This window comes from Raoultibacter timonensis (genome assembly GCF_022845715.1).
Lineage (GTDB): Bacteria > Actinomycetota > Coriobacteriia > Coriobacteriales > Eggerthellaceae > Raoultibacter > Raoultibacter timonensis.
On record NZ_AP025564.1, the window covers coordinates 1691140 to 1715879 of the forward strand.

At 62.5% G+C, this 24740-nt stretch carries 19 protein-coding genes and 1 tRNA gene; 19 read left to right on the plus strand and 1 reads right to left on the minus strand.

Annotation, left to right across the window (positions count from 1 at the left end; all coding sequences use genetic code 11):
* Positions 1–5: 5 nt before the first annotated feature.
* The 16 genes from mreC to MWL89_RS06865 all read left to right on the plus strand — a co-directional run bounded on the left by mreC (position 6) and on the right by MWL89_RS06865 (position 19759).
* Positions 6–1721 carry a rod shape-determining protein MreC gene (gene mreC, locus MWL89_RS06790; RefSeq protein ID WP_146040611.1) on the plus strand — a complete coding sequence of 572 codons (1716 nt, stop codon included), beginning with the start codon at positions 6–8 and terminating at the stop codon, positions 1719–1721.
* Positions 1711–2340 carry a rod shape-determining protein MreD gene (mreD, locus tag MWL89_RS06795; protein ID WP_244412296.1) on the plus strand — a complete coding sequence of 210 codons (630 nt, stop codon included), beginning with the start codon at positions 1711–1713 and terminating at the stop codon, positions 2338–2340. The genes mreC and mreD overlap by 11 nt, the downstream gene beginning before the upstream one ends.
* 12 nt (positions 2341–2352) lie before the next feature.
* On the plus strand, positions 2353–4509 hold the full coding sequence (mrdA, locus tag MWL89_RS06800; protein WP_102378407.1) for a penicillin-binding protein 2: 2157 nt from the start codon (positions 2353–2355) through the stop codon (positions 4507–4509).
* Positions 4510–4517: 8 nt separating this feature from the next.
* Positions 4518–5705 carry an FtsW/RodA/SpoVE family cell cycle protein gene (locus MWL89_RS06805; RefSeq protein ID WP_102378406.1) on the plus strand — a complete coding sequence of 396 codons (1188 nt, stop codon included), beginning with the start codon at positions 4518–4520 and terminating at the stop codon, positions 5703–5705.
* 17 nt (positions 5706–5722) lie between these two features.
* Positions 5723–6913, plus strand: coding sequence for a YcjF family protein (locus MWL89_RS06810; protein WP_244412298.1), 1191 nt, complete (start codon positions 5723–5725; stop codon positions 6911–6913).
* Positions 6910–8778: a TIGR03960 family B12-binding radical SAM protein gene (locus MWL89_RS06815; protein ID WP_244412300.1), complete on the plus strand. Its 1869-nt coding sequence runs from the start codon at positions 6910–6912 to the stop codon at positions 8776–8778. Before MWL89_RS06810 ends, MWL89_RS06815 begins: the two co-directional genes overlap by 4 nt.
* On the plus strand, positions 8771–9391 hold the full coding sequence (locus MWL89_RS06820) for a TIGR03936 family radical SAM-associated protein (RefSeq protein WP_244412302.1): 621 nt from the start codon (positions 8771–8773) through the stop codon (positions 9389–9391). Before MWL89_RS06815 ends, MWL89_RS06820 begins: the two co-directional genes overlap by 8 nt.
* A gap of 191 nt (positions 9392–9582) precedes the next feature.
* Positions 9583–9659: transfer RNA gene (locus MWL89_RS06825), tRNA-Asp, on the plus strand.
* A gap of 708 nt (positions 9660–10367) precedes the next feature.
* Positions 10368–10868 carry a MarR family winged helix-turn-helix transcriptional regulator gene (locus MWL89_RS06830; RefSeq protein WP_244412304.1) on the plus strand — a complete coding sequence of 167 codons (501 nt, stop codon included), beginning with the start codon at positions 10368–10370 and terminating at the stop codon, positions 10866–10868.
* A 36-nt stretch (positions 10869–10904) separates the two neighbouring features.
* On the plus strand, positions 10905–13058 hold the full coding sequence (locus MWL89_RS06835) for an ABC transporter ATP-binding protein (RefSeq protein ID WP_244412306.1): 2154 nt from the start codon (positions 10905–10907) through the stop codon (positions 13056–13058).
* On the plus strand, positions 13055–14920 hold the full coding sequence (locus MWL89_RS06840; protein ID WP_244412308.1) for an ABC transporter ATP-binding protein: 1866 nt from the start codon (positions 13055–13057) through the stop codon (positions 14918–14920). The genes MWL89_RS06835 and MWL89_RS06840 overlap by 4 nt, the downstream gene beginning before the upstream one ends.
* Before the next feature lie 68 nt (positions 14921–14988).
* Positions 14989–15801 carry an HAD family hydrolase gene (locus tag MWL89_RS06845; RefSeq protein ID WP_244412310.1) on the plus strand — a complete coding sequence of 271 codons (813 nt, stop codon included), beginning with the start codon at positions 14989–14991 and terminating at the stop codon, positions 15799–15801.
* Between the two features lie 212 nt (positions 15802–16013).
* Complete coding sequence (locus MWL89_RS06850; RefSeq protein ID WP_102378400.1) at positions 16014–17540, plus strand: ribonucleotide reductase subunit alpha; 1527 nt, start codon at positions 16014–16016, stop codon at positions 17538–17540.
* Between the two features lie 4 nt (positions 17541–17544).
* A complete protein-coding gene (locus MWL89_RS06855) occupies positions 17545–18078 on the plus strand; it encodes an RrF2 family transcriptional regulator (protein WP_244412312.1) in 534 nt (177 codons plus the stop codon).
* A 15-nt stretch (positions 18079–18093) separates the two neighbouring features.
* Positions 18094–18954, plus strand: a complete 861-nt coding sequence (locus MWL89_RS06860) for an HhH-GPD family protein (RefSeq protein ID WP_244412314.1) — start codon at positions 18094–18096, stop codon at positions 18952–18954.
* Between the two features lie 226 nt (positions 18955–19180).
* Entirely contained in the window at positions 19181–19759 is a 579-nt protein-coding gene (locus MWL89_RS06865; protein ID WP_244412316.1) for a manganese efflux pump MntP, read from the plus strand.
* Between the two features lie 157 nt (positions 19760–19916).
* Here MWL89_RS06865 and pheA read toward each other — a convergent pair whose 3' ends face one another.
* Positions 19917–20765 carry a prephenate dehydratase gene (pheA, locus tag MWL89_RS06870; protein ID WP_244412318.1) on the minus strand — a complete coding sequence of 283 codons (849 nt, stop codon included), beginning with the start codon at positions 20763–20765 and terminating at the stop codon, positions 19917–19919.
* A 272-nt stretch (positions 20766–21037) separates the two neighbouring features.
* Here pheA and rbr point away from each other — a divergent pair, with 272 nt between their 5' ends.
* From rbr to MWL89_RS06885, 3 genes are all read left to right on the plus strand, one after another.
* Positions 21038–21577, plus strand: coding sequence for a rubrerythrin (gene rbr, locus MWL89_RS06875; RefSeq protein ID WP_102378396.1), 540 nt, complete (start codon positions 21038–21040; stop codon positions 21575–21577).
* A gap of 283 nt (positions 21578–21860) precedes the next feature.
* Entirely contained in the window at positions 21861–23081 is a 1221-nt protein-coding gene (locus MWL89_RS06880; protein WP_102378395.1) for a hydrogenase small subunit, read from the plus strand.
* Positions 23082–24740, plus strand: a complete 1659-nt coding sequence (locus tag MWL89_RS06885) for a nickel-dependent hydrogenase large subunit (RefSeq protein WP_102378394.1) — start codon at positions 23082–23084, stop codon at positions 24738–24740.

Here is a 24740-nt window from a genome sequence, read left to right on the forward strand (position 1 = left end):
GCCTCGTGGCCCTCAACCAGCAAAGGAAACCTCTTTCAATCGGCGGCCCTGTGCTGCTGATTGTTCTTTTGGTGCTCTCGCTCGCGTGCATGGCCGTCTATGCCCGCGAAAACGGCAAGGGTCCGCTCCATTCCGTCCAGAATGCAGTCTCGGGCATTGCGGCGCCGTTCAAATTCGTCGGATCGTTCGGCGGATCGCTCATCGGCTCGGCGGGAACCGCGATCGCCGACGCAACGGCCTCCGAATCGGCGCGGGAAAGCCTGCGCGAGCAGAACCGGCAGCTCGCCGACCGCATCTCGCAGCTCGAATCCTATACGCAGACGGATCAGGCTCTTCAGGAGGCACTCGGCCTCACCGACGCGTACGGCTTCGATTCGGTTGCCGGCCGGGTGGTGGGGAGGAGCACCGATTCGTGGAACCGGATCGTCACCGTAGATCGGGGCTCGGACAGCGGCGCGGCTTCCGGACTTCCCGTCATGGGACAATCGGGCCTCGTCGGCACGATCGTCTCGACGACGCCTACGACGGCCGAGGTGCGGCTTGTGCAAGATGCGCAGAGCAGCGTATCGGCTATGGTGCAATCGAGCCGCGTCGAAGGCGTCGTACGCGGGTCCCTCGAAGGCGTCTTGTACTTCGAGGATATGGCTTCCGATGCGGAGGTCGGGGAGGGCGACGTCATCATCACGTCGGGCCTCGGCGGCTCCTCTTCGCGGGGGCTTATCATCGGCACGGTTACAAAGGTCGAGAAGAATGCGAGCGGCTCGATCGTGCGGGCCGTCGTCGCGCCCAACGGCGAGATCGGGTCGATGCAGGATGTCCGGATCGTTTTGGGCGAGAGGGCTGCGGGATCCGAGGCGGGGTCGTCCGGCGAACAGGAGCAGAGCAGCGAAGGCGGCGATTCGGATCCATCGACCTTGAGCGGGCTGAAGGCGCAAAACCAGCAGCTTCGTGAACGCGTTTCCCGGCTCGAGGAGTACATGCAGGAATCCGAGCGCCTCCAGGTTCTCGCGAACATGCGAGAAGCCTACGGGTTCGAATCGCTCGGCGCTCGCGTCATCGGCAGAAGCCCCGATTCGTGGAATCGGACCATAACCATCGACAAGGGGTCGGATGACGGGCTTCGCAGCGGCCTTCCCGTCATGGGGCAATCGGGCCTCGTCGGCATGATCGTGTCGACGACGCCTGCGACGGCCGACGTGCGGCTTGTCAAAGATGCGCAGAGCGGCGTTTCCGCTACGGCGCGATCGAGTCGCGTTGACGGCATCGTGCGCGGATCGGTCGAGGGCGTCCTGTACTTCGAGGATATGGCAGCCGATGCGACGGTGGAAGAGGGCGACGTCGTTATCACGTCGGGCCTCGGAGGCAGCTATTTCAAAGGCCTTATCATCGGCACGGTGACCAAGGTCGAAAAGAATGCAAGCGGTTCGACCGTGCGCGCCGTTGTGGCGCCGAACGGCGATAGGGGGCTTTTGCAGGAAGTGCTCGTCGTTTTGGATATGACCTCCGAAGGCGCTGCGTCGAGCACGTTCAGGGATCCGAACGCCTCGGCGTCGGGTTCTGCCGCGTCGGACACGGGTTCAGCGAAGCCGGACGATTCGAACGCGGGCTCAAACGACGGGGCTTCGGGGGATGCAGGCGATTCCGGGGATGACGGGGATGACGCGGGCGGAGCCGATCCGTCCTCAACCGACCCGGAAGGAGATGCAAGCCATGAATCGTGACACCCTTGCGGTGCTTGTCGGCGCCGTGATTGCGGTTCTCGCCCAGATCGTCATCGCGCCGAACATAGCCATCCTTTCCGCTATGCCGAACTTCATAGCGGCGTACGTGCTTGCGATCGCCATCGTGCGTCCGACGAGCTCGACGCTCGTGCTCGCGTTCGTACTCGGGCTCGCCTACGATCTTCTCGGCAACGGTCCCGTGGGAGCCATGGCGTTCCTCCTCGTGCTGGCCGCGTTCGCCGCGTCGCGCGCCTTTACGGTGCTTAACAACGAAACGCTGTTCATGCCGCTGACGATCCTCGTCGCCTCGATGCTCGCCATCGAGCTTCTGTACGCGGTGATCCTCGTCGGGCTGACGGGTATGTCGGGCATGGCCGACGCGCTGGTGCGGCGGGCCATCCCCTGCGCACTCTACGACTGCGCGGCCGCCCTCGTCTTCTATCCGCTCGCTCTGCGGTTCGCCGTTGCCGAATCGCCCCTGGGCGGCTCTGCTCCCGCGGCGGGCCCGATCGTCGGATCGACCGCCGCCAGGGCGGCAAGTCCCATCGTCAAATCGACCGCCGCGCCGACGGCAAGCCCCCTTTTGAGGCCGTCGGCGAAGTCGAAGCGTCGCCGATAGGGCGGGGGATCCATGCTAGCTGCAATCATCGCAACCATCGTCACCGTCGTCGTGCTCATCATCGCGCTCGTCGTGGTGTTCACAATCCGCAACCGCACGAAATCACCCAAGGCCTCAAGCAAGCGGATGGACGTGCGCGCCATCAACACCGTCGGCGTCGGCGCGCGCTCCCGCGGGCGAGGCCATGCCGACGCGCGGGTCAATGCGCCGCAGACATCGGCGACCAATCTGGGCGAAACGCTCAGGCCGCGCTTCATCGCCATGGGCGTGCTCGCGGCCGGCATATTCGGCTCGCTTGCGGTGAAGGCGTGGAGCCTTCAGTCGAACAGCGAAACATACCGCAAGGAAGCCGACGAGAACCAGTACACCACCGTCTCGACGCCGGCGCCGCGCGGCTACATCTACGACGCCGACGGCATCGAGCTCGTGCGCAACCGCAAATCGCTCACGGTGCTCGCCGATGTGGAGGTGGCCGACGATCGGACCGTCGTGCAGCGCCTGTCTGCAGTGCTCGGCATTCCCCACAACGTCGTGCGGTACCGCATACAGGATGCGACGACCGGCGCGCAGAGCCAGCGCGTGGTCGCAAGCGACGTCGATCTGCGCAACATCGCCTTCATATCCGAGCACCTGTCGGCCTTTCCGGGCGTGACGACGCAGGAGCGCTCGGTGCGCGAGTACCCGTGGGGCGCGCTCGCTGCCCACGCGCTCGGCTACGCGAGCACCGCCGACGATAAGGACCTTGAAACCCCGATCGACGGCGCAGAGCTCGAAATGGGCGATGTCGTGGGCAAATCGGGCGTGGAAGCGGGCTACGAGCGGCTGCTCGCCGGCACGCACGGCCAGCGCGTGCTGGTCGCCGCTGCAGACGGGACGGTGCAGCGCGTGGTGAGCGAGACCGACCCCGAGAAGGGCAACGACATCTACCTCACCATCAAGGCGCCCGTTCAGTACAAGATCGACCAGATGCTCGCCGATCTTGTGGCACCCACCGACGCGACGATCGGTACCGGGAAGGGCGATTCGGCTTCGGCCGTTGTCATGGACGTGCGCGACGGCTCCATCGTCGCGATGGCAAGCTACCCGACCTTCTCTCCCGAGGTGTTCGTCGGCGGCATCGGCGATGATATGTGGAGCCTGTACACTAAGGATTCGGAATTCCAGCCCCTGCTCAACCGCGTGATTGCGGGAAACTATGCGGCGGCTTCGACGTTCAAGGCGTTCACGGGCCTTGCCGGCCTCGCGTACGGGTTCGCCGATACGGGCAGAAGCTGGGACTGCACGGGTTCGTGGGACGGCTTCAACACGGGCGCCCCCCAGAAGTGCTGGCTGCGAACCGGGCATGGGCCCATCAGCTTCAGGGAGGGCATCGTGCAGTCGTGCGACACGGTGTTCTACGAGATAGGCAAGAACTTCTTTCAGGCGGGCGCCTCGCAGGGCGGCACGATCAGCGACACCGCCATGCAGGAGTACGTGGAAAAGTACGGGTTCGGAAAGACGACGGGCATCGACATCCCCTCCGAAGCGGCGGGGCGCGTTCCGACGCCCCAATGGAAAGCCGAGCACTTTGCGGATTACCCCGAAGCGCAGCAGTGGATGGGCGGCGATCTTACCAACATGGTCATCGGCCAGGGCGACGTGCTCGTCACGCCGCTGCAGATGGCAGTCGCCTACGGCGCGATCGCGACCGGCAACCTCATGCGGCCCCATCTGTTCAAGGAAGCCCGCAACTCTTCGGGCGAAGTGGTGGTTTCGTTCGAGCCCGAGGTCACGGGTGTGCCCGACGTGCCGCCCGAGAACCTCGAGATCATGCGCGATGCGCTCCATGGCGTCGCGACCGAGAACGAGAGCATAGCGAAGCTCTTCGGCGAGCACGGCATCGATGCGGCGGCCAAAACGGGTACTGCGGAGTACTCTGACGGCAAGAACGAATCGGCCTGGTTCGTATGCTACGCCCCCTTCGACGATCCGAAGTACGTGGTCGCCTGCCAGGTGAACCACGGCGGAGGCGGCAGCGAAGTCGCCGCACCGCTCGGCGTCGAGATCATGGCGGCCGTTCTTGCAGCCGATGCCGGCGAGCTCGATCCTACCGTGGGCGTCGTCGCCGCGTCCTCGGGCAAGTACATACCGCTGCCGCTCAAGAGCGACGGCTCGGGAAGAACGGACTAGGAGCGCCGATGCCTCAGCTGCCGCAAATACAATCGGTCAAAGCGCCCGACAGAGCCGTCGTCGATGCCACGAAACCCCGCCGGTTCAAGTACTTCAACCTGCCGTTCCTCATCGTTCTCGCGCTGCTTGTCTCCTACGGCCTCGTCATCGTCTACACGGCGGTGTACAACGATGCGGATTACAGCTTCTCGCGCCAGCTCGCCTGCGTTGCCATCGGTGCTGTGGTCATGATCGTCATCGGACGCTTCGACTACCGCAACCTCTCCGATTTCACGACGGTTCTTCTCGTCGTCAGCGTCGCACTCATTTTATCGCCCCATATTCCGGGTCTCGGCACCGATGCGGGCATGGGTGCCCAATCGTGGATCAAGGTCGGCATACAGGTGCAGCCCGGCGAGTTTGCCAAGATCACCGTCATCCTGCTGGCTGCAAGCGTCGTCTCGCGCTACGGCGGAAGGCTCGACGACGTGCGCGAGTACCTCAAGGCGCTCGGCATCATGCTCGTGCCGTTTCTCTGCATCATGACGCAGCCCGACTTGGGAACCGGCCTCGTGTACCTGTTCATCACAGCGGTTGCGCTCGTGGTCGGCGGAGCGCGGCCGAAGTTCCTCCTGATCACGCTTGTCGCGGGCATCGCCGCCATCGCCGCCGTGTTCGCCATCGACCAGGTGCTCTACGATGCGACGGGCGAGTACAAGCTGCTCAAGCAGTACCAGAGAAACCGCTTGCTCGTGTTTCTCGAACACGATAGCGTGAACCTTTCCGACGAGGGATGGAACCTCAAGCAGGCGCAGGTCGCCATCGGATCGGGGGGGCTGTTCGGCAAGGGGCTGTTCAACGCCACGCAGGCGACGCTCGGCTTCCTGCCCGAGGCGCCGACCGATTTCATCTTCTGCGTCTTGGCAGAACAACTCGGGTTTTTCGGTGTAATGGCGCTGCTTGCGCTCTACGCCGCGCTCGTTTTGATATGCTTCCGAATTGCCGGCGCCTCCTCTGACCTGTTCGGTACGATTATCGTCATGTGCACCGTCGGCATGTGGTTGTTCCAGATTCTTGAAAACATCGGCATGACGCTCGGGCTCATGCCGATCACAGGCATACCCCTGCCGTTTGTGAGCTACGGGTCGACGGGCATGGTCATGAACTTCATGCTCCTCGGGCTCATCGGGTCCGTATGGGCCCATAACGGCCGCTAGACAGGAGAAAGCGAATCATGCAGATTCCCGTGGACATCAAGGCCGTTATCGACGAGGCTACCAATATCGACGAGGCGCGCGAAACCCCGATTTCGGTGAGCATATACATGGACGAGACCGCTCCGGGCGATGTGCAGGCGCATGTCCGCCAGGCGTTCGCGAGCGCGAGCGTCCACGCACGCGTCAGCATGGTCTACTTCCCGAGCTTTCCCGTGGTCGCCGCACCCGAAGCCGATATGGCGGTCATCGTGGCAGGGCTCGACGAGCACGTTGGGCGCTACGCCGCCGATATCCGTGCGGCGGGCGTCCCCGTCATGATCGTGACGACGCTTCCCGAGCTCGTTGCGGAAATCGCCGAAGCGAGCGGGCACCCTGTTCTGCACGACGATCTCGTTGCACCCGCTATCGACGACGTGCTCGCCCTTCCCGAAGAGGCGAACGGGGTGCACGAACCCTACCCGCTCACGGTGGACGGGGCCCTTTCGCTCAACAAGCGGATGGGCGAGTGGGTGATCGAGGCGTGCCGCGACAAGCGCCTTGCGTTCGCGCTCGCGTTTCGGTTCGTGCGCAAGCCGCTCTCGCTCGAGGCCGTCAACGCCACGGCTGTGCAGAACGCGGGGATCGGACTTGTGGTGATACTGCCGGGCGCCGACATGCCCATTATGACGCTCAACCAGGCGAAGATGCTGCTCCAGATCGCTGCGGCCTACGGCCAGCCCATGGCCGTCGAGCGCGTGAAGGAACTCGCAGCGGTGGTGGGCGGCGCGTTCGCCTGCCGCGCCGTCGCGCGGCAGCTCGTTGCGTTCGTACCTGCGTTCGGATGGGCCATCAAGGCTGCGATCGGCTATACCGGAACGCTTGCCATGGGCCGCGCCGCCGTCGAGTACTTCGAGGGCGACGGCAAAATCGACCACCTTGCCGAAGTGGTCGGCCGTGCGCGCGACAAGGCCGTTATGGCGGCGGACTCCGCCCGCAAGCAGCCGAGCGTTGCCGCTGCGGCAAAGGCTGCTGCGGCAAAGGTCGGGCGTGCTACAAGCAATGCGGCGGGCAACGTCGTCCCCGTGGCGTCTTCGATGGCCTCTTCGGCGGTCGACGCCGTCGCTTCCGCGGGAGTGGTTCCGGGGCCTGCTGCGAAGGCGGCGACGAACGTCGCCCATCGCCTGAGCGATACGGTGGCGAACCGCTTCGGAAGGGGCTCTCGGGCATGACCGATCTGTGGGGGCGCCTTACGGCGCTGCTCGGCGATGCCGAGCGTCCGGCGCGTTACATTAACCACGAATGGGGCTGTACGTACAAGCCCCACGAGCCGTATCGGTTCTGCATGGTCTACCCCGATACCTACGAGCTCGGACAGGCGAACCAGGCCATCCGCATCCTCTGCAACGTCGTGAACGAGCAGGCGGGCATGGCTGCCGAGCGCGCCTTTCTGCCCGCCCCCGAGTTCTGCGACCTGATGCGCGAGAAGGGGCTGCCCCTGTTCTCGCTTGAAAGCTGCGCGCCGCTTATCGAATTCGATGTCGTGGGCATCACGCTGCCGCACGAGCTTGCGGCGACCAACGTGCTCGAAACGCTCGACCTTGCAGGCATTCCGCTTCGCTCCGTCGATCGCGGCGAATCGGATCCGCTCGTGTTCGCAGGTGGCCCTTGCGCGTTCAATCCCGAACCGTACGCTCCGTTTTTCGACGCCTTCTCGATCGGGGAAGGGGAGGAATCGGTGCCCGAGATGCTCGCGCTGCATCGCTCGCTCAAAGAGCGCGGCGCGTCGCGCACCGAGATGCTGCGCGAGCTGGCGAAGCTGCCCGGATGCTACGTTCCCTCGCTCTACGATTGGGCGGGCGAGGCGGAGGCTCAGGATGCGGGTTCGTGGATTCGCCCGAAGCACGAGGACCTTCCGACCGAATTCACCAAGCGCCTGTTCGACGGCTTTGCCGACAGCCCCGCATGGGAGCCTTGCATCGTGCCGTTCACCGAAGCGGTGCACGACCGCCTCAACGTCGAGATACTGCGCGGCTGCACGCGCGGCTGCCGCTTCTGCCAAGCGGGCATGATGTATCGGCCTGTGCGCGAGCGTTCGGCCGACAACATCGTCGAATCGGTGATCAAGGGCCTTGAGGAGACGGGTTACGACGAAGTGAGCCTGACTTCGCTTTCGTCGACCGACCATTCGCAGATAGCCGATATCCTCACGCGTCTCAACCGCGCATGCGAGGGCAAGGGCATTAGGATATCCATACCGTCGCAGCGCCTCGATTCGTTCGGCGTCGATATGGCGGGCCTTGTGGCGGGCCAGAAGAAGGGCGGCCTTACGTTCGCCCCCGAGGCGGGCACGCAGCGCCTGCGCGACGTCATCAACAAGAACGTTACCGAGGACGATCTGTTCAGCGCCATCGATGCGGCCTTCGAAGCCGGATGGCGGCGCTGCAAGCTGTACTTCATGATCGGACTTCCCACCGAGACCGACGACGACATCAAGGGCATCGCGAGCCTCGCGCAGAGGGCCTACGATCGCGCGAAGGCGGCGGTCCCCCCCGAACAGCGCGGACACGTGCGCATGAGCGTCTCGTGCGCGCTGTTCGTTCCCAAGGCGCAGACGCCGTTTCAGTGGGACGGTCAGATTCCGCCTGAAGAGGCCATGCGCAGGGTGAATCTTCTGCGCTCGTCGGTGAAGTACCGTGCGGTCGACGTGCACTGGCACGATCCCTCGACGAGTTTCATCGAGGCGGTTATGAGCAGGGGCGGTCGCGAGTGCGCCGATTGGGTCGAGCGCGCATGGGAGCACGGCGCGCGCTTCGACGCGTGGTCGGAGAGCTTCGATCAGGCGGCGTGGGACGCAGCATCCGAGGAACTCGGGTTCGATCCCGTATCCGTGGCCCAGCGCTCCTACGATCTGTCCTACGTTATGCCGTGGAACCACATTTCGACAGGGGTGAGCAATGCGTTCATGCGCCTCGAGCGTAAGCGCGCCGACGCGGGGGAGACAACGCCCGATTGCTCGTTCACCTCGTGCACGGCATGCGGGGCCTGCCCCGTGCTCGATACCGATATCGTGACGAGGGAGGTGCGCCATGCCTGATCCGTCGAACTTCCGTTTGCGCGTGTACTTTCGCAAGAGCGGCAGGTGCGCGATGCTGTCCCATTTGGAAGTCGCCCGCGCGCTCGAGCGCGCCGTACGCCGCGCCGGCTTGCCGTACGCCATCTCGCAGGGGTTTTCGCCCCATATGAAAATCGCCTTCGGCGCCGCATTGCCCGTGGGGGTCGGCGGAGCGAGGGAGTGCTTCGATTTGCAGATGACCCGCTATATCGCCCCCGAGAAGGTATCCGATGCGCTCGTGGAGGCAAGCGTGCCCGATCTCATGGTTACCTCGTGCGAGTACATCGGATCGCGCGACCTTGCCGCTTCGGTGGCGTATCCGGTGAGCACGTACCGCGTGGTGCTTTCCGGCACGCCCGAGCGCCTCGAGGTGCCGCAGAGCATTACGGTCGTGCGCAAGAAGAAGGAAAAAATACTCGATCCCCGCGAATTCCTCAAAGGGGAAATCGAGCAGAACAAGAACATCCTCGTCTTTTCGCTCGAGGCGAAGCCGACGGGAAGCCTGCGTCCCGACGTGCTGCTCGCGAACCTGCTCGCGAACGACCCCGACGTCTACGCGCTCTCCATCACGCGCACCGAGCAGCGGGCGGTGTGAGGCGGCGGCGCGTTTCGCTGCGGGCGGTCGATGCCGCAGGATCCGGTGGCATCAGAGCGAAGGCGATTGCCGCAGCATGCGGGCGAGCGCCCCGATTTCAGCATGTTTCCGAATGATGAAAAAAAGTTTGAAAATAGGGTATTGCGCAAGATCAGGTTGTCCAGTAGAATATCCAACGCTGCTGAAAGCACGGGGTGTTAGCTCAGTTGGTTAGAGCGCCGGCCTGTCACGTCGGAGGTCGCGAGTTCGAGTCTCGTACATCCCGCCATCTGAAATCAAACCTCCTTCGGGAGGTTTTTTCATAGCGGGGCATAGGTCAAGCGAGTTTGCGGAGCTTTGCCGAAACAGCTTTCCAGGAACCGTTTGTCCAAAAGCCGCTTTGACCGCCTGCCGTATCCCATCCGATGCTGAATTCGGTGCAGGTGCGCCCATGACGGCGGTATCAGCGCGTCCGGGGCGCTTCGGCGATAGCGAGCCGAGTGCGATGCGCGCACGGCGCATCGGCTGCGCGTTTCGCGGGCCGCCATCGGCGCGCCTGCATTCGGCTTGTTGTCGGGCTATTCGCTGGCATGCGCTGCGTGGCATCGCCTGGGAGGCGCCACGCGTATGCTCGGCACCTGGTCCCTCGGTTGCGGAAAGCCGTTCTTCGCCATAGGCTGTGCAGCTGCGCCGAGTATCCAAGCGTCTGTTCGCCGCTTTCCGAGTCGAGGATTTTTACTGCGGAGCTGACGCCTGCGGTCCGTTTGCGCTGCGGGGTTGCTTTCGTACCCGCCCGCCGCATGGGGTGCTTTGCGCCGGGCCCTCAGCGCCGTCGAATGTGCGAACTGTGAAAGGTTTCCTACGAAACGATAACCCTGTTGCAAAACAATTAAGTAGTGATATTGTTTAGAAGCTAAATTGTATGGCCGAAACGAGGTTGCTTGTGCGGCGGATTCCTCGCGGAAGCTTTTCGCGGAGGAAACGAAAAGGATGCAGTATGGCCGATTTGCCAAAGGAAACCAAACAAGGGCTGCTTGAGATCATGAGGCGATTCAGAAAGGGGGCCTATATCCCGTTTCTTACCCCGGAAGGGCTCACCTTTTCGGAGTCTCGCATTGTCGTGGGCATCTACACGGCCCGGCTTGAGGGCGAGCGGACCATCCAGCCGCGCTTCCTCGCCGAGCGCATGCACATGACGCCGAGCGCGCTCTCGCAGACGCTCAAGCTCCTCGAAGAGAAGGGCTACGTGGAGCGCCATCGCGTAAGCGACGATTTCCGCGCCGTTTCCCTCGAGCTTACCGAGCGGGGGGCCGAGATCGCGAAGGAGGCCGATGCCATGCGCGAACGGCACCTGAGCGAGATGGTCGAGTACGTCGGCGTCGAGGACATCGATCATATGGTCGCCACGCTGCACAAGATCCTCGACTTCCATGAAAAACAAGCGGAGGAGGGAAAGATCGAACGCGTCGATCATCATTGCCCTCGGACGAAGCAATAGTACGGTTCCCACAGGTTTGATTCGAAAAGGATACCCATGCGAATAATCCGTTATCTCAAGGATTCCAAGATCGCGGTCCTGCTGGTCGTGGCGCTGCTCATCGTGCAGGCGTTCACCGACCTCTCGCTGCCGCGCTACACGTCGCACATCGTCGACGTCGGAATCCAGCAATCGGGCGTGGAGCATGTCGCGCTCGACGAAATGCGCGCTGAAACCTTCGACGAGGTCTGCATGCTCGTGCCGGCCGAGGACGAGGCTATGGTGCGCGCCGCCTACACTGAAACCGATCAAGGCACCTACAAGCTCAACGACACGGGCCGAGGCGAGATCGAAGAACTCGATTCGGTCATGGCCATGCCGCTTGTGGTCATACACTATGCGGGGCAGATCCCCGACGTCGACATCGCCCAGCTCAAGGCGGCCTACGATTCGGGCGCCGTCACCAAAGACCAGCTTCTCGAGATGGTCGACGAGGCGAAGGCGAAGATGGGCGACGTGGGCGATTCCCTGGTTGAGCAGCAGGCTATCCAAGCCGCCATCGGCGAGTACGAAGAGCTCGGCTACGACATGGGCGCCATGCAGATGGGCTACCTTCTGCGCATCGGCGCCATCATGCTCGGGCTTGCGGCGCTCGGGATGGTCGCGGCCATCCTCATCGGGCTCATCGCTTCGCGGACCGCGGCCAAGATCGGACGGGGCCTTCGCGAAAAGCTGTTCAAGAAGGTCGTTTCCTTCTCCGATGCCGAAGTGCAGAGCTTCTCGGCCGCCTCGCTCATCACGCGCGGCACCAACGACATCCAGCAGATTCAGATGGTCACGGTCATGCTGCTGCGCATGGTGCTGTATTCGCCCATCCTCGCCATCGGCGGCATCATTATGGTGTCGCAGACCAACTTCGCCATGAGCTGGATCATCGTCATAGCGGTGGTGATCATCGGCATCCTGGTGGCGCTGCTCATGGTGGTGGCGATGCCCAAGTTCAAGATCATGCAGAAGCTCATCGACCGCGTGAACCTCGTTTCGCGCGAGATCCTCACGGGCCTGCCGGTCATCCGCGCGTTCGACCGCCAGCGGTTCGAAGAGGAACGCTTCGATGCGGCCAGCACGAAGCTCATGAAAACACAGCTCTTCACCAACCGCGTCATGACGTTTATGATGCCGGTGATGATGCTCGTCATGAACGGCATCTCGGTGCTCATCGTGTGGGTGGGCGGCTCCTATATCGACAACGGCACCATCCAGACGGGCGATCTGATCGCGTTTATCACCTATTCCATGGTCATCATCATGTCGTTCTTGATGATCGGCATGATCTCCATCATGCTGCCCCGTGCCGACGTTGCCGCGCAGCGCGTCAACGAAGTGCTCGATACCGAGACGACGATCTGCGATCCCGAGCAGAGCGAGGACGACCGCATGGCGTCTGGGGGCGGTGCGCGCATCGCATTCAACGATGTGTGCTTCAAGTACGAGGATTCGAGCGAGTGCGTGCTCGAGCATGTCGATTTCACCGCCGAGCCGGGGAAGACGACCGCCATCATCGGGTCGACCGGATCGGGCAAGTCGACGGTGATCAAGCTTATCGAGCGCTTCTATGACGTAACGAGCGGATCGGTGACCATCGACGGCGTCGACGTGCGCGACCTTTCCCAGGGCAAGCTGCGCAGCATGCTCGGATACGTGCCCCAGAAGGCGTTTTTGTTCTCGGGCACCATCGCTTCGAACATCGCCTACTCCGACGAGGGCATGTCCGAGGACAGCATCGAGCGAGCCGCGTCCATCGCGCAGGCGACCGAGTTCATCGATTCGAAGGAGGAGGGCTTCCAAAGCGACATATCGCAGGGAGGCACCAACGTATCGGGAGGTCAGCGCCAGCGCCTCGCGATCGCGAGGGCGTTGGCGACGGGAGCGCGCGCGTTCTTGTTCGACGACAGCTTCTCGGCGCTCGACTACAAGACCGATGCGGCGCTCAGGCAGGCCCTCCATACCCAGCTCGGGGAGGCGACGGTGGTGATCGTGGCGCAGCGCATCTCGACGGTGCTCAACGCCGATCAGATCGTCGTGCTCGACGAGGGGCGCGTGGTAGGCAAGGGAACCCATGAGGAGCTCATGGTGGATTGCGAACCGTACCGCGAGATAGCGCTTTCGCAGCTCTCGGCGGCGGAACTCGGGGGAGGTGATGCGGCATGAGCGCAGCAGAGACGAAGAGGGCGCCGCGGCGCGGATTCGGCGCAGGGCACGGCCCCGGCGCCATGATGGCCGGCGAGAAGCCCAAAGACCTGAAAGGCACGCTTCTGAAGATGCTCAAGTTCATGGGCAACTTCAAGGTGGCCATCGCCATCGTGTTCGTGTTCGCCATCGGCTCCACCATCTTCAACATCATCGGTCCCAAGGTGCTCTCGACGGCGACCACCGAGCTGTTCAACGGCATCGGGGCCAAAATCGCGGGAACGGGCGGCATCGATTTCGATGCGATCGCGCGCATCCTTCTGTTCACGCTCGGACTCTACCTCCTGTCGGCGATCTGCTCTTTTATCCAGGGTTGGATGATGAGCTCGGTCTCGCAACGGACGAGCTATCTTATGCGCAAGCGCATTTCAGAGAAGATCGACCGCATGCCGATGGGGTACTTCGAGCGCAACTCGGTGGGCGATACGCTTTCTCGCATCACCAACGACGTCGACACGCTCGGCCAGAGCCTCAACCAGGGCGTAACGCAGCTCATCACCTCGATCACGACCATCGTCGGCGTGTTCGTCATGATGCTTTCGATCAACCCGCTCATGACGCTCATCACCGTGGTCATGGTGCCCATCTCGATCGTGCTGATCGCCGTTGTGGTCAAGCGGAGCCAAGGTTACTTCAAGGCCCAGCAGAAAACGCTCGGCGCGATCAACGGCCAGGTTGAGGAGACGTTCTCGGGACACGCCATCGTGAAGGCGTTCGGCCAGGAAGACGCGACGGCGGCCCAGTTCGATCAGACGAACGCGAAGCTCTACGAATCGGCGTGGAAATCGCAGTTCATATCGGGTCTCATGATGCCCATCATGACGTTCGTAGGCAACCTCGGCTACGTGGCCGTGGCCATTGCAGGCAGCTTCTTGGCCGTCCAGGGCATCATCACGGTCGGCGACATCCAGGCGTTCATCCAGTACGTGAAGAACTTCACGCAGCCCATCACGCAGCTTACGCAGGTTTCCAACGTGCTGCAGCAGATGGCGGCCGCTGCAGAGCGCGTATTCGAGTTCCTCGACGAGCCCGAAGAGACGCCCGACGATGCGCTGGTGGCATCGAAGGACGTCGAATGCAAGGTCGAGTTCGATCACGTCCGTTTCGGGTATTCGCCGGACAAGATCGTCATCAACGACTTCTCCGCGAAGGTGACCGAGGGCCAGACGGTTGCACTCGTCGGACCGACCGGCGCGGGCAAAACCACCATGGTAAAGCTGCTCATGCGCTTCTACGACGTGAACTCGGGAGCCATTCGCATCGGCGGACACGATATCCGCGATTTCGCCCGCGACGACCTCCGATCGATGTTCGGCATGGTGCTGCAGGATACGTGGCTGTTCAAGGGCACGATACGCGAGAACATCCGCTACGGTGACTTGAACGCGACCGACGAAGAGGTCGAGGCCGCCGCCAAGGCCGCCTACGCCCACCACTTCATCCAGACGCAGCCCGGCGGCTACGACATGGAGATCAACGAGGATGCGAGCAACATCAGCCAAGGCCAGAGGCAGCTTCTGACGATCGCACGCGCCATTCTTGCGAATCGCCGCATGCTCATCTTAGACGAGGCGACGAGCTCGGTCGATACGAGAACGGAAGAGCGCATCCAGAAGGCGATGGACAACCTCATGAGGGGCCGCACGTCGTTCGTTATCGCGCACCGCCTCTCGACGATCAAGAACGCCGATCTGATTCTCGTGATCCGGGACGGCGATATCGTGGAGCAGGGAACGCACGAGGAATTACTGGCGCTTGGCGGTTTTTACTCCGAGCTGTATAATTCACAGTTCGTTGACTGCATCGACGAAGTGGAAGAGTAAGCCGCAAGCGCGCACGTCTCACGCCCGCTGCGACCCACGCGTCGAGTTCGGACTGTAGAGATTAGGGCATGGCTGACATTCATAACGATAAGCAAACGGCTGCTCCGGCGAACCTGTCGGGGCAGCCGCAGACGTGCGGCGAAGGCGCTGGAAGCCCGATGGGGGGCGAAGTTGCTGCGCCGTCTGCGGGCGATGGGGCCGGATCTGCAACCGAACCGGTTGAGCTTGCGGTGTTCGATTTCGACGGAACGAGCATCTCGGGCAATTCGCCGGTGATGCTGGTCCGCTACCTCATGCAGCACGATATGCTCGAGAACACCGTCGTGCTGAGGATCCTTCTATGGGCGGCTGCCTACAAGCTGCGCCTGCCGCAGAACGAGAGTTGGGTTCGCGGACTGGTGTTCAGGGCGTTTCTCGGAATGCCGCACGAGCAGGCCGATGCGTTCATGCGGAAGTTCTACGACGAGAAGGTCGATCGGCGGTTTCGCAGGCAGGCCGACGAGACGATGGCCGCCCATGCAGCGGCCGGCCACGATGTCGTGATCGTGTCGGCAACGTTCGAGCCGATCATCCTGCGCGCCATGGAATTCCACCGGTTCGACCATCAGGTTTCCACGCGCATGCGCATCGATGGCGGGGGCTGCTATACGTGCGAGGTCGAGGGCCTGCCGATCGAAGGCGAAGAGAAGGTGGCTGCGATAAGGCGCTACGCGGACGAGCGCTACGGGCGGGACAATTGGGAACTCGGCTACGCCTACGGCGATCATCATTCGGATAGGGCGCTTCTGTCGGCGGCCAAACGCGCGTTCGCGGTCACACCGGACAAGCCGCTTGCGCGGACGGCGCGGCGGAAGGGCTGGGAGATACTCGATTGGGATTGACGCCGGCCGATGCGGTCGGATGATACTGTAGTATATTACCTGTAAGCGCGATGCACGCGTGGACGTACGGTGGCGACGACGTCTCGGTTGTGTGACGTTTTCTGCATAATACGATCTTTACCGCCTGGGCAAGGCGTTGGCATATTAAAATGATACCCGAACTTACACATTTACTCCGTACCAGACACGCGAGCGAAAAGGGGTGAGAGACGATGTTTGAAAACGATGCGGATACGAACAGCTCACCAAGTCAGAACAACGATACGAACAATACGTCGGCAGAATACCTGCGCCGCGCCTCCCAGGCGTGCGCGGCAGGCGATGCCGTTTTGGGCATGCACCTCTACCTGGCGGCCTTCGAGAAGGCGACCCATGGAGCCTACATGCCCGATAGCGCCGCGATCGACGGCTTGCGCCAGGCATGGCGCTTGGCCTGCAAGCTCAAGGAGCGCTCTTTGGCCGAGTACATCTTCGAGAAGCTCGAGCCGTACATGACTCCCGAAGAGGTCGCCGACTGCGCCGAGCAGCTGCAGCGCTTGGCTCTCGACAAGCTCGAGGAGTTCGGCCTTACGCGCGAGGACCTCGAGGACATGACCGACATGATCTCGCAGGATTTCCTCGGGCTGTCGGCGCATCCCCTCATGATGAAGGTCGAACACCGCCAGGCGGGCGCACCTTCGCTCATTCCCCTGCACGGGGGGACCGCGGGGGAGAAGGCCAAGGGGCTAGGCGGCGGCGATGCATCGGGCGGCACCCAAGGAAGCGATGCTCAAGCCGACAAGGCGGACGATGCGTCTTCGGACGTAAAGTTCGTCGAGCGGCTTACCTACCGCGACATCGTGGGCTTCCGCGATGCCGTGAAGACGATGAACGGGTTCGGCGTGGGAATGCAGGACGACCCCCAGTTCCAGGAGCTCGTCGAAACGCTCAACGTGCGCCACGGACTCAAGAAGATGCCCATCATCGACACCTACCTGTTCCGCGCGCCGGTGCGCGAGGACGCCAACCAGTTCATGTCGGCGACGCTCGGTGAAATCGGGCTGCCCGCGATTCGCATGCATATGGAGGAGAACCTCCAGGGCATGCCGGTGCTCTGCGTCATGGCCCAGGCCGACAACCAGCCCAAGCTCAACGCGGCCCGCAACGCTTTCGAGGGCGGCGGCATCCTCGTGCTCGAAGACGTCGACCTGTGGGGCTCGCCCCTTGCCGATGCCGGTTCGGACGACATGGGCATGTTCGCGTACGCCCAGCTGTCCCGTGGCGCCCGCGAGGCGATCAACCTCATCCGCTCGGCGGTCGAGAACCCCGAGGTGTACGTGCTCGCATCGGCTGGCGGCGACGGCGAGATCGACGGGTTCTTCTACGACCTGCTCGATCCGGTGACGGTCGTCGACATCGACGACCCCTCGCCTTCGGAGCGTGCCGATCTGTGGATCCGGATCGCTTCGGAGCATCCTTCGATGCGCTCGATCGACCGCTCTGCGCTCGTGCGCTATTCGGCGGGCATGTCGCGCTTCGACATCTACATGGCCGCCCGTGAAGCGGTGGAGGATGCCTATAAGGCGAGCCTGGTGGCACGCCGCTACATGCCGGTTTCGGCCGATAACATGTTCGAGAAGCTGGCGGCTTACCAACCGCTCGATTCCGAGGAATACCGGCAGCTCGAGGACGCTGTCGTTGAGGATTTCCGCGCTCAGATCGACAAGATCGACGACCTTCTGAATGGGATAGGGGAGTAACGAGATGGATGTAACACGACGCTGCGATTATGCGTGCCGTATTCTGCGCGCCGCGTTTCAGAGTGGAGAGCAGTACGTTTCGGTTTCGGAGATATCCGAGAAGGAGGACATACCGTACGCGTTCGCACGCAGCATTCAGCACGACCTCGTCAAGGGCGGGCTCATCAAGACGGTCCGCGGCGCACGCGGCGGGCTCGTGCTCAACTGCGATCCCCATAAGGTGACGTTGCTCGATGTGCTCGAGGCGGTGCAGGGGCCGGTGAGCGTCGCGCTGTGCTCCGTCGATCCCGAGTATTGCGAGAAGCAGGGCGGCTGTGCGTACAACCGCGTGTGGCAGGGTGCCGATAAGCTTCTCAACGACTACTTCGCCGCCTTCACGCTTGCCGACATCCTCACCTTGGGCGATGAGCATCCGAAGGTGATCGAGGTGCTTGGACCCGATGCCCAATACGACAAGTGGATGTGCGCGGGGCGCGTGAAGCCGGCCGATGCCGAAGCGGGGGCGCCCGAGAGCGCCGATCGCGTCGAAGCGGTCTAGCGGCGGTCTTCTATCGTGGCGGATTCTGCTATCGAGCTCGAAGCGTTCGATCTCGAACGCTTCGTCGAGCGGGTCTGGGCCGAGGGCGCGTCCCGCTATCGCGAGCTTCCCTGGCGCAACATCGACGACGCCTACGGCGTGCTCGTGTCCGAGGTCATGCTGCAGCAAACCCAGGTATCGCGCGTACTCAAGCATTGGGAGCGTTTCATGGCGCTGTTCCCGACGATCGACGCCCTTGCGGCCGCCGATACCGCGTTCGTACTCGAACAGTGGCAGGGGCTCGGCTACAACCGTCGGGCGCTTGCCCTCAAACGAGCGGCCGAACAGTGCTCCGAGCGCTACGCGGGCGCGTTGCCCCGTACGCGCGAAGAGCTCGCCGAGCTGCCGGGTATCGGGCAGGCCACGGCGGCGGGCGTGATATCGTTCGCGTACAACGAGCCGTCGGTCTACATCGAGACGAACGTGCGCACAGTCTTCATCCACGAGCTGTTCCCCGATGCCGAGAAGGTGGCCGATCGGGAGCTTGTGCCCCTTGTCGAGGCAACCTGCCCGGTCGATCGACCCCGCGCTTGGTACTATGCGCTCCTCGATTGGGGCGCCCACCTCAAGCAGACGACTGTCAACCCCTCGCGCCGGAGCGCCCATTACGCGCGGCAGAGCGCGTTTGAGGGCTCGCGCAGGCAGAAGCGCGCCGAGATGCTCAGATGCGTGCTCGCCGAGTCGGGGATGGCTTCCGACGAGCTGTTCGCGAAGCTCGACGCCTTCGAGCGGGAAGCCGGTCGCGGCGGTGTCGATCGGGCCGATTTCGAATCGATTCTCGCCGATATGGTGGCGGAAGGGTTTTTCAGGCGCGAGGGTGAAGTTCTCTTCGCGTAGGCCTTGTTATGTGGTAGGATACCCGAAACCCGTAGGGGAGTAGTCGGCGGCGAAAAGGCCGCGGCCATGTCAACATACTGCTTTTTGAAGCTGGCTGGCCTTAATTGACAAGACTTGCGGTGTGACGAGACGTCGCACCGTTTTTTTATGGCCGGTGCGATGCACCGGTTTTTTTGCGTCCGCGTGCGGTGAGAGGCCGGTGGACTGCAAGCGAGAGGAGAAACCTATGGGGTTCGTTGAATTGGCGCTCATCGCCGTCGGATTGTCGATGGACGCGTTCGCCGTATCGGTATGCAAGGGGCTTGGCATGCGCAAGCTCAATTGGAAACACGCGCTCGTGATCGCGCTGTTCTTCGGCGGCTTCCAGGGCATCATGCCCGTGATCGGCTGGGCGCTCGGCACCCAGTTCGAAAGCTACATCACGAGCATCGATCATTGGATCGCATTCGTGCTGCTCGCGTTCATCGGCGCCAAAATGCTGTGGGATGCGTTCCACGAGGAAGACGAATGCACCGAATGCAAGGAGGACGAAGAGCGCCTCGACATCAAAGAGCTTGTCATGCTCGCGATCGCCACGAGCATCGACGCGCTCGCCATCGGCATCACGTTCGCGTTCCTGCGCGTCGACATCGTGCCGGCGGCTCTAGCCATCGCTGCCACCACGTTCGTGCTGTCGTTCGTCGGCGTTGCGACGGGCAATCAGTTCGGATCGCGGTTCCGTAAGCCCGCCACCGTAGCGGGCGGTGTCGTGCTCATCCTGATCGGCCTCAAGATCCTGCTCGAGCATCTGGGCTTTCTCGGGTAGCCGGCGCTGCGGTGCGCGTTCCCGCCGGGCCTGCGGCGATGGTGTCGCCCTATAAAACAGAACGGATGTTTCACGTGAAACATCCGTTCGCTTTTTTGCGGGCTGCCGGGGTGTCCGATCGGTGCGACGGGTCGGCTGCGGCCGGTCGCTGCAGGTGCTAGGCGATCGGGTAGCTGCCGAGCACCTTCACTTCGCGTAGCTTGAGGCGCAGGCAGTTGAGCGCGGTCTGCACCTGGGGATCGCTCACCGAGCGCTCGAAGCTCACGAAGAACATGTAGTCGCCGAGCGCCTGCTTGGTGGGGCGCGATTGGATCATCGTGAGGTTGATGCCCGCATAGGCGAACTCCGAGAGGATCATGGAAAGCGTGCCCGCACGGTCGATCTGCATGAACAGCGCAAGAAACGTCTTGTGGCGATCGCCTTCGAACACGCTCGGATGGCCCTGGCGGGCGATGAGGGCGAACGACGTCTGGTTGCCGAAGTGGTCTTCGATCTGATCGTCGAACACGATCGCGCCGTACAGCTCGGCTGCGAACGCGTTCGCGATGCCGGCGATGTGCTTGTTGGAGGCGGCGAGGCGGGCGCTTTCGGCGGTCGAGGAGGTGGTGATGGTGTCGCGGCCGGGCAGACGCTCGGCGATGTAGCGGCGGCACTGCGCGAGCCCCTGGTGGTGCGAGGCGATCGTGGTGACGTCCTCGAGTTTGGCTTCGGGGTGCAGGATCAGGCTATGGTGGATGTCGAGCACCTCTTCTCCGAGGATGTTCGCCGAGCTGTTGAAGGCGAAGTTGTCGAGCGTTGCCGTCACCGATCCCTCGAGCGAGTTCTCGATGCCGACGACGCCGTACTCGCATTTGCCGCGTTCGACGCAGTCGAACACCTCGTCGAACGAGGAGCACTCGATGAACTCGGGGTCGGCGATACCGAGGCGTGCGGCGAAGGCGCGGGCGGCCTCGTGGGTGTAGGTTCCGAGCGGTCCGAGATAGGCGAGAGCGTGCGGTTCGGTCATGGTGCATCCTTCGGTTTCGGGCCGCGGGCGGACAGGTACGCGCGTCTGCGGCGTTTCGATAACCCGACCATCTTAGCCGTAGATATGCACGCCATGCGATCATCTGGGGAAAGTTATCGGAATATTTCCACGACAAGGCCGCGTTTGCGCCCAATGCTCTATAGTGCATTCTACGGTCGGCTCGAACGCGATTGCGCGCGGGTGCCGGGCGTACAGACGGAAGGCAGATGGATGGCCGGGGTCATCGGGCCCGGCACGAGAGGAGCGAGGACATGGAACTCAAGGGTTCGCAAACGGAGAAGAATCTCTGGCACGCGTTCGCAGGCGAGTCGCAGGCTCACACGAAGTACGAGTACTACGCATCGCAGGCCAAGAAGGACGGTTACGTGCAGATCCAGAACATCTTCTTGGAAACGTCGAAGAACGAGGCGGAACACGCGAAGCTCTGGTTCAAGGCGCTGCACGGCGGGGCCATCCCCACGACGCTCGACAACCTCGCCGACGCCGCAGCGGGCGAGAACGAGGAGTGGACCGAGATGTACGCCGAGTTCGCCAAGGTCGCACGCGAGGAGGGCTTCGAGGATCTGGCCGAGCTGTTCGACGGCGTTGCCGGCGTCGAGAAGGAGCACGAGGAGCGTTACCGCACGCTTATCGAGCGCATCAACAACGGCGAGGTGTTCAAGCGCGGCGAGGTGTACGCATGGAAGTGCAACAACTGCGGGCACATCCACATCGGCACGGAGGCTCCCGAAGAGTGCCCCGTGTGCGCGCATCCGCAGGCCCACTTCGAGATTCGCTGCGAAAACTACTAGACGTTCCGCCGAAGGAGTGCATCTTTCGAGGACGTGCATTTCGATGCAGAATTCTGCATGAATATGCGAAAACGACCCCGCTTTCGAGCGGGGTCGTTGCATATCATCCTACATTTATGCAGGAGATCGGGTATATATGTTACGAGTAATCATGTTTGTAACATTTTGATGCCATTTGCGGCTGAAAAATGGCACTTGGCTTAACCGTCCACAACAAAAAATTCATCCTCGGGGACAATACCCACAGTAGTAGTAAGACGAGAGCACCTGAGGAGGTGTGCACATGGAAACAGAGGCCACTGTATCAGAGTTTCAGGAAATGCTATCCGAACGCGGGGTAACCCGTCGCGATTTCATGAAACTCTGCGGCGCTGTCGCGGTGGCGGCCGGATTAACCGAGCTCGCTGCTCCGCAGGTAGCCCAGGCCCTCGAGAGTTCTGTGATCGGCGCAACTAAGGGCAACCTGTATCCGGTTATCTGGATCGAAGGAGCATCCTGCACGGGTTGTACCGAATCGTTCGCCCAGGCCGATGCACCGGACCCTGCGACAGTAGTTTTGGAAATGATCTCGCTGAATTATTGCGAGACGCTTTCCGCCGCAGCCGGTTGGTCGATGGAAGAGGCGAAAGAGCAGACGATCGAAGCTGGCAACTATATATTGGTGTACGAGGGCGGTGTCCTGAAGAATTGGGGCGGCCAGGCTCTCCGCGTTGCCAACGAGACGGGAACCGATATTCTCGTCCATGCGGCAGAGAAGGCCAATGCGGTCGTTGCGCTCGGTTCGTGCGCAGTCAACGGCGGCTGGATGGCCGCGCATCCGAATCCTTCGAATGCGCTCGGCGTGCAGCAGTATCTCAAGGAGGCCGGTGTCGAGACCCCCGTCATCAACGTTCCGGGTTGCCCGGCGAACCCCGAGTGGCTCGTCGCGATCCTGGTCGACGTGGTGCTCATGCAGCGGCTTCCCGCGCTGAACGGCGAGAACAAGCCGTCGGTTATCTACGACCAGACGATTCATGACAACTGCCAGCGTCGTGGCCACTTCGAGAACGGCGAATTCGTGTACGAGTTCGGCTCACCCGAAGAAGCCATGGGCTATTGCCTGTATCCGCTCGGTTGCCGCGGCCCGCAGACCAAGTCGAACTGTGGGATCGTTCGCTGGAACCACCGCCGCAGCTGGTGCGTCGAGTCCGGCGCCCCCTGCATCGGTTGCTGCGAGGCTAACCCGATGAACCCCGGCCAGAACTGGGTCGAGGTCAACACCCCGTTCTACAAGCGCCATCGCGATCTGCGCGTCGGCGATTTCGTGTTCCAGCCCGGCACCGTTGCGCTCATCGTGACCGCAGTCGTCGCCGGTGCGCTCATCGTTCACGGCTTCGGCATGAAGGTGTCCGGCCGCATGGACGGCGGCGCCGACTTCGAGAAGAAGCGCGCTTGGGATGCGAAGCACCCCGATAAATCCATCGGCAAGTACGATGACGACGACGCGAAGGGAGGCCAGGAGTAAATGACCCGTTCAATTATCGATCCGATCACCCGAATCGAAGGCCACCTGCGCGTTGAGATGGAAGTTACCAACGGCAAGGTTTCTGAGGCTTGGGTATCCGGCGGCTGTTTCCGCGGCATGGAGCTCGTCGTTCAGGATCGCACCCCCGAAGATGCCGCTCAGATCGTGCAGCGCATCTGCGGCGTGTGCCCTGTATCCCATGCGCACTCTTCCGCTATCGCGGGCGAGCATGCCTACGGGATCAAGATCTCCAACAACGCCCGTATCATCCGCAACCTCCTCGAGGGCGCCCAGTTCCTCCACAGCCATATCCTGTGGTTCTACAATCTGGCCGCACTCGACTACGTGAACCCGATCAATGCGCTCAAGGCGGATCCCGCCGATGCGTACGATCTGGCTCTCGCGGCAGGCACCTCCACCAACAGCGACTTCGTCGCATTGAAGGAGCGCCTCGCCAAGTTCGCCGACAACGGCCAGATGTCCATCTTCTCGGGCGCTTGGTTCGAGGCCGACAAGGGCCAGGCCTACAAACTCGATCCCGAGCTCGACCTCATCTGCACCGCCCACTATCTCGAGGCCCTGCAGATGCAGGCTAAGGCCTCCGAGGTCGCTGGTCTGCTCGGCGGCAAGATGCCCCACGTCATGACGCTCGTTCCGGGCGGCACCATGTGGGTTCCCACCGAGGAGAAGCTCGACGATCTGTGGGCGCTTGTCAACGAGATTTACAACTGGGTCGAGTCGACCATGATTCCCGACACCCTTGCCATCGCTCCGGCGTATGCCGACGCGCTCAACTGGGGCAAGGGCGTTGGCCGCTACATCGCCTGGGGCGTATTCGAGAACGAGAACATGGAAATGAACGACCGCTACCTGCCGGCCGGCGTTCTCGACGAGAAGCTCAACCTCTCCGATGTCGAGGAGAGTATGATCACCGAGTACATGGGCCACTCGTGGTACAAGGGCGACGAGACCTACACCTCGCCGTACTTCGTGACCGAACCCGAGTTCACCGAGTACTACAAAGAGGGCACCGACACGGTGAGCGACCGCTACACCTGGGTCAAGTGCCCCGCTTACGACGGCAAGCCCGCAGAGGCCGGCGGCCTCTCCCGCGTGCTCGTCGCCTACAAGCGCAACGTGCCGTTCATCGTCGAGCAGGTCAACGCGTTCACCGCGGCCCTCGGCATCCAGCTCGGCCAGGCTCAGTCCACGCTCGGCCGTACCGCCGTCCGCCAGATCGAGACGCTCTACATCGCCGGCCTCATGAAGGAATGGGTGCAGGAGCTGATGGAGGCTGTCAAGGGCGGCGATTCCGAGTACTTCCGCAAGCCCGAGACCATCACCGGTTCGGGTACGGGCTTCTGGGAGGCTCCGCGCGGCGCTCTCTACCATCACGAGGACGTCGAGAACGGCAAGATCAAGGGTTACCAGATCATCATCCCGTCCACGTGGAACCTCGCACCGCACGACGCCCAGGGTAACAACGGCCCCATGGAGGAAGCCCTCATCGGCGTTCCCGTCGAGGATATCGAGATGCCGATCAACGCGCTGCGCACCGTGCACAGCTTCGACCCCTGCACCGCATGCGCCGTGCACGTAACCGAGCCTGCGACGGGTAAGAGCTTCAAGACCGTCACAAGCCCTTGGGGGGTGAAGTAA

Bases quoted from the DNA above. Each gene is read 5' to 3' on its own strand.
- pheA (WP_244412318.1), bottom strand. From the start codon at position 20,765: ATGACCGAACCGCACGCTCTCGCCTATCTCGGACCGCTCGGAACCTAC.
- MWL89_RS06830 (WP_244412304.1), top strand. From the start codon at position 10,368: ATGGCCGATTTGCCAAAGGAAACCAAACAAGGGCTGCTTGAGATCATG.
- mrdA (WP_102378407.1), top strand. From the start codon at position 2,353: ATGCTAGCTGCAATCATCGCAACCATCGTCACCGTCGTCGTGCTCATC.
- MWL89_RS06820 (WP_244412302.1), top strand. From the start codon at position 8,771: ATGCCTGATCCGTCGAACTTCCGTTTGCGCGTGTACTTTCGCAAGAGC.
- MWL89_RS06835 (WP_244412306.1), top strand. From the start codon at position 10,905: ATGCGAATAATCCGTTATCTCAAGGATTCCAAGATCGCGGTCCTGCTG.
- MWL89_RS06810 (WP_244412298.1), top strand. From the start codon at position 5,723: ATGCAGATTCCCGTGGACATCAAGGCCGTTATCGACGAGGCTACCAAT.
- mreD (WP_244412296.1), top strand. From the start codon at position 1,711: ATGAATCGTGACACCCTTGCGGTGCTTGTCGGCGCCGTGATTGCGGTT.
- MWL89_RS06845 (WP_244412310.1), top strand. From the start codon at position 14,989: ATGGCTGACATTCATAACGATAAGCAAACGGCTGCTCCGGCGAACCTG.
- rbr (WP_102378396.1), top strand. From the start codon at position 21,038: ATGGAACTCAAGGGTTCGCAAACGGAGAAGAATCTCTGGCACGCGTTC.
- MWL89_RS06805 (WP_102378406.1), top strand. From the start codon at position 4,518: ATGCCTCAGCTGCCGCAAATACAATCGGTCAAAGCGCCCGACAGAGCC.
- MWL89_RS06880 (WP_102378395.1), top strand. From the start codon at position 21,861: ATGGAAACAGAGGCCACTGTATCAGAGTTTCAGGAAATGCTATCCGAA.
- MWL89_RS06865 (WP_244412316.1), top strand. From the start codon at position 19,181: ATGGGGTTCGTTGAATTGGCGCTCATCGCCGTCGGATTGTCGATGGAC.
- MWL89_RS06855 (WP_244412312.1), top strand. From the start codon at position 17,545: ATGGATGTAACACGACGCTGCGATTATGCGTGCCGTATTCTGCGCGCC.
- MWL89_RS06815 (WP_244412300.1), top strand. From the start codon at position 6,910: ATGACCGATCTGTGGGGGCGCCTTACGGCGCTGCTCGGCGATGCCGAG.
- MWL89_RS06840 (WP_244412308.1), top strand. From the start codon at position 13,055: ATGAGCGCAGCAGAGACGAAGAGGGCGCCGCGGCGCGGATTCGGCGCA.
- MWL89_RS06885 (WP_102378394.1), top strand. From the start codon at position 23,082: ATGACCCGTTCAATTATCGATCCGATCACCCGAATCGAAGGCCACCTG.
- MWL89_RS06850 (WP_102378400.1), top strand. From the start codon at position 16,014: ATGTTTGAAAACGATGCGGATACGAACAGCTCACCAAGTCAGAACAAC.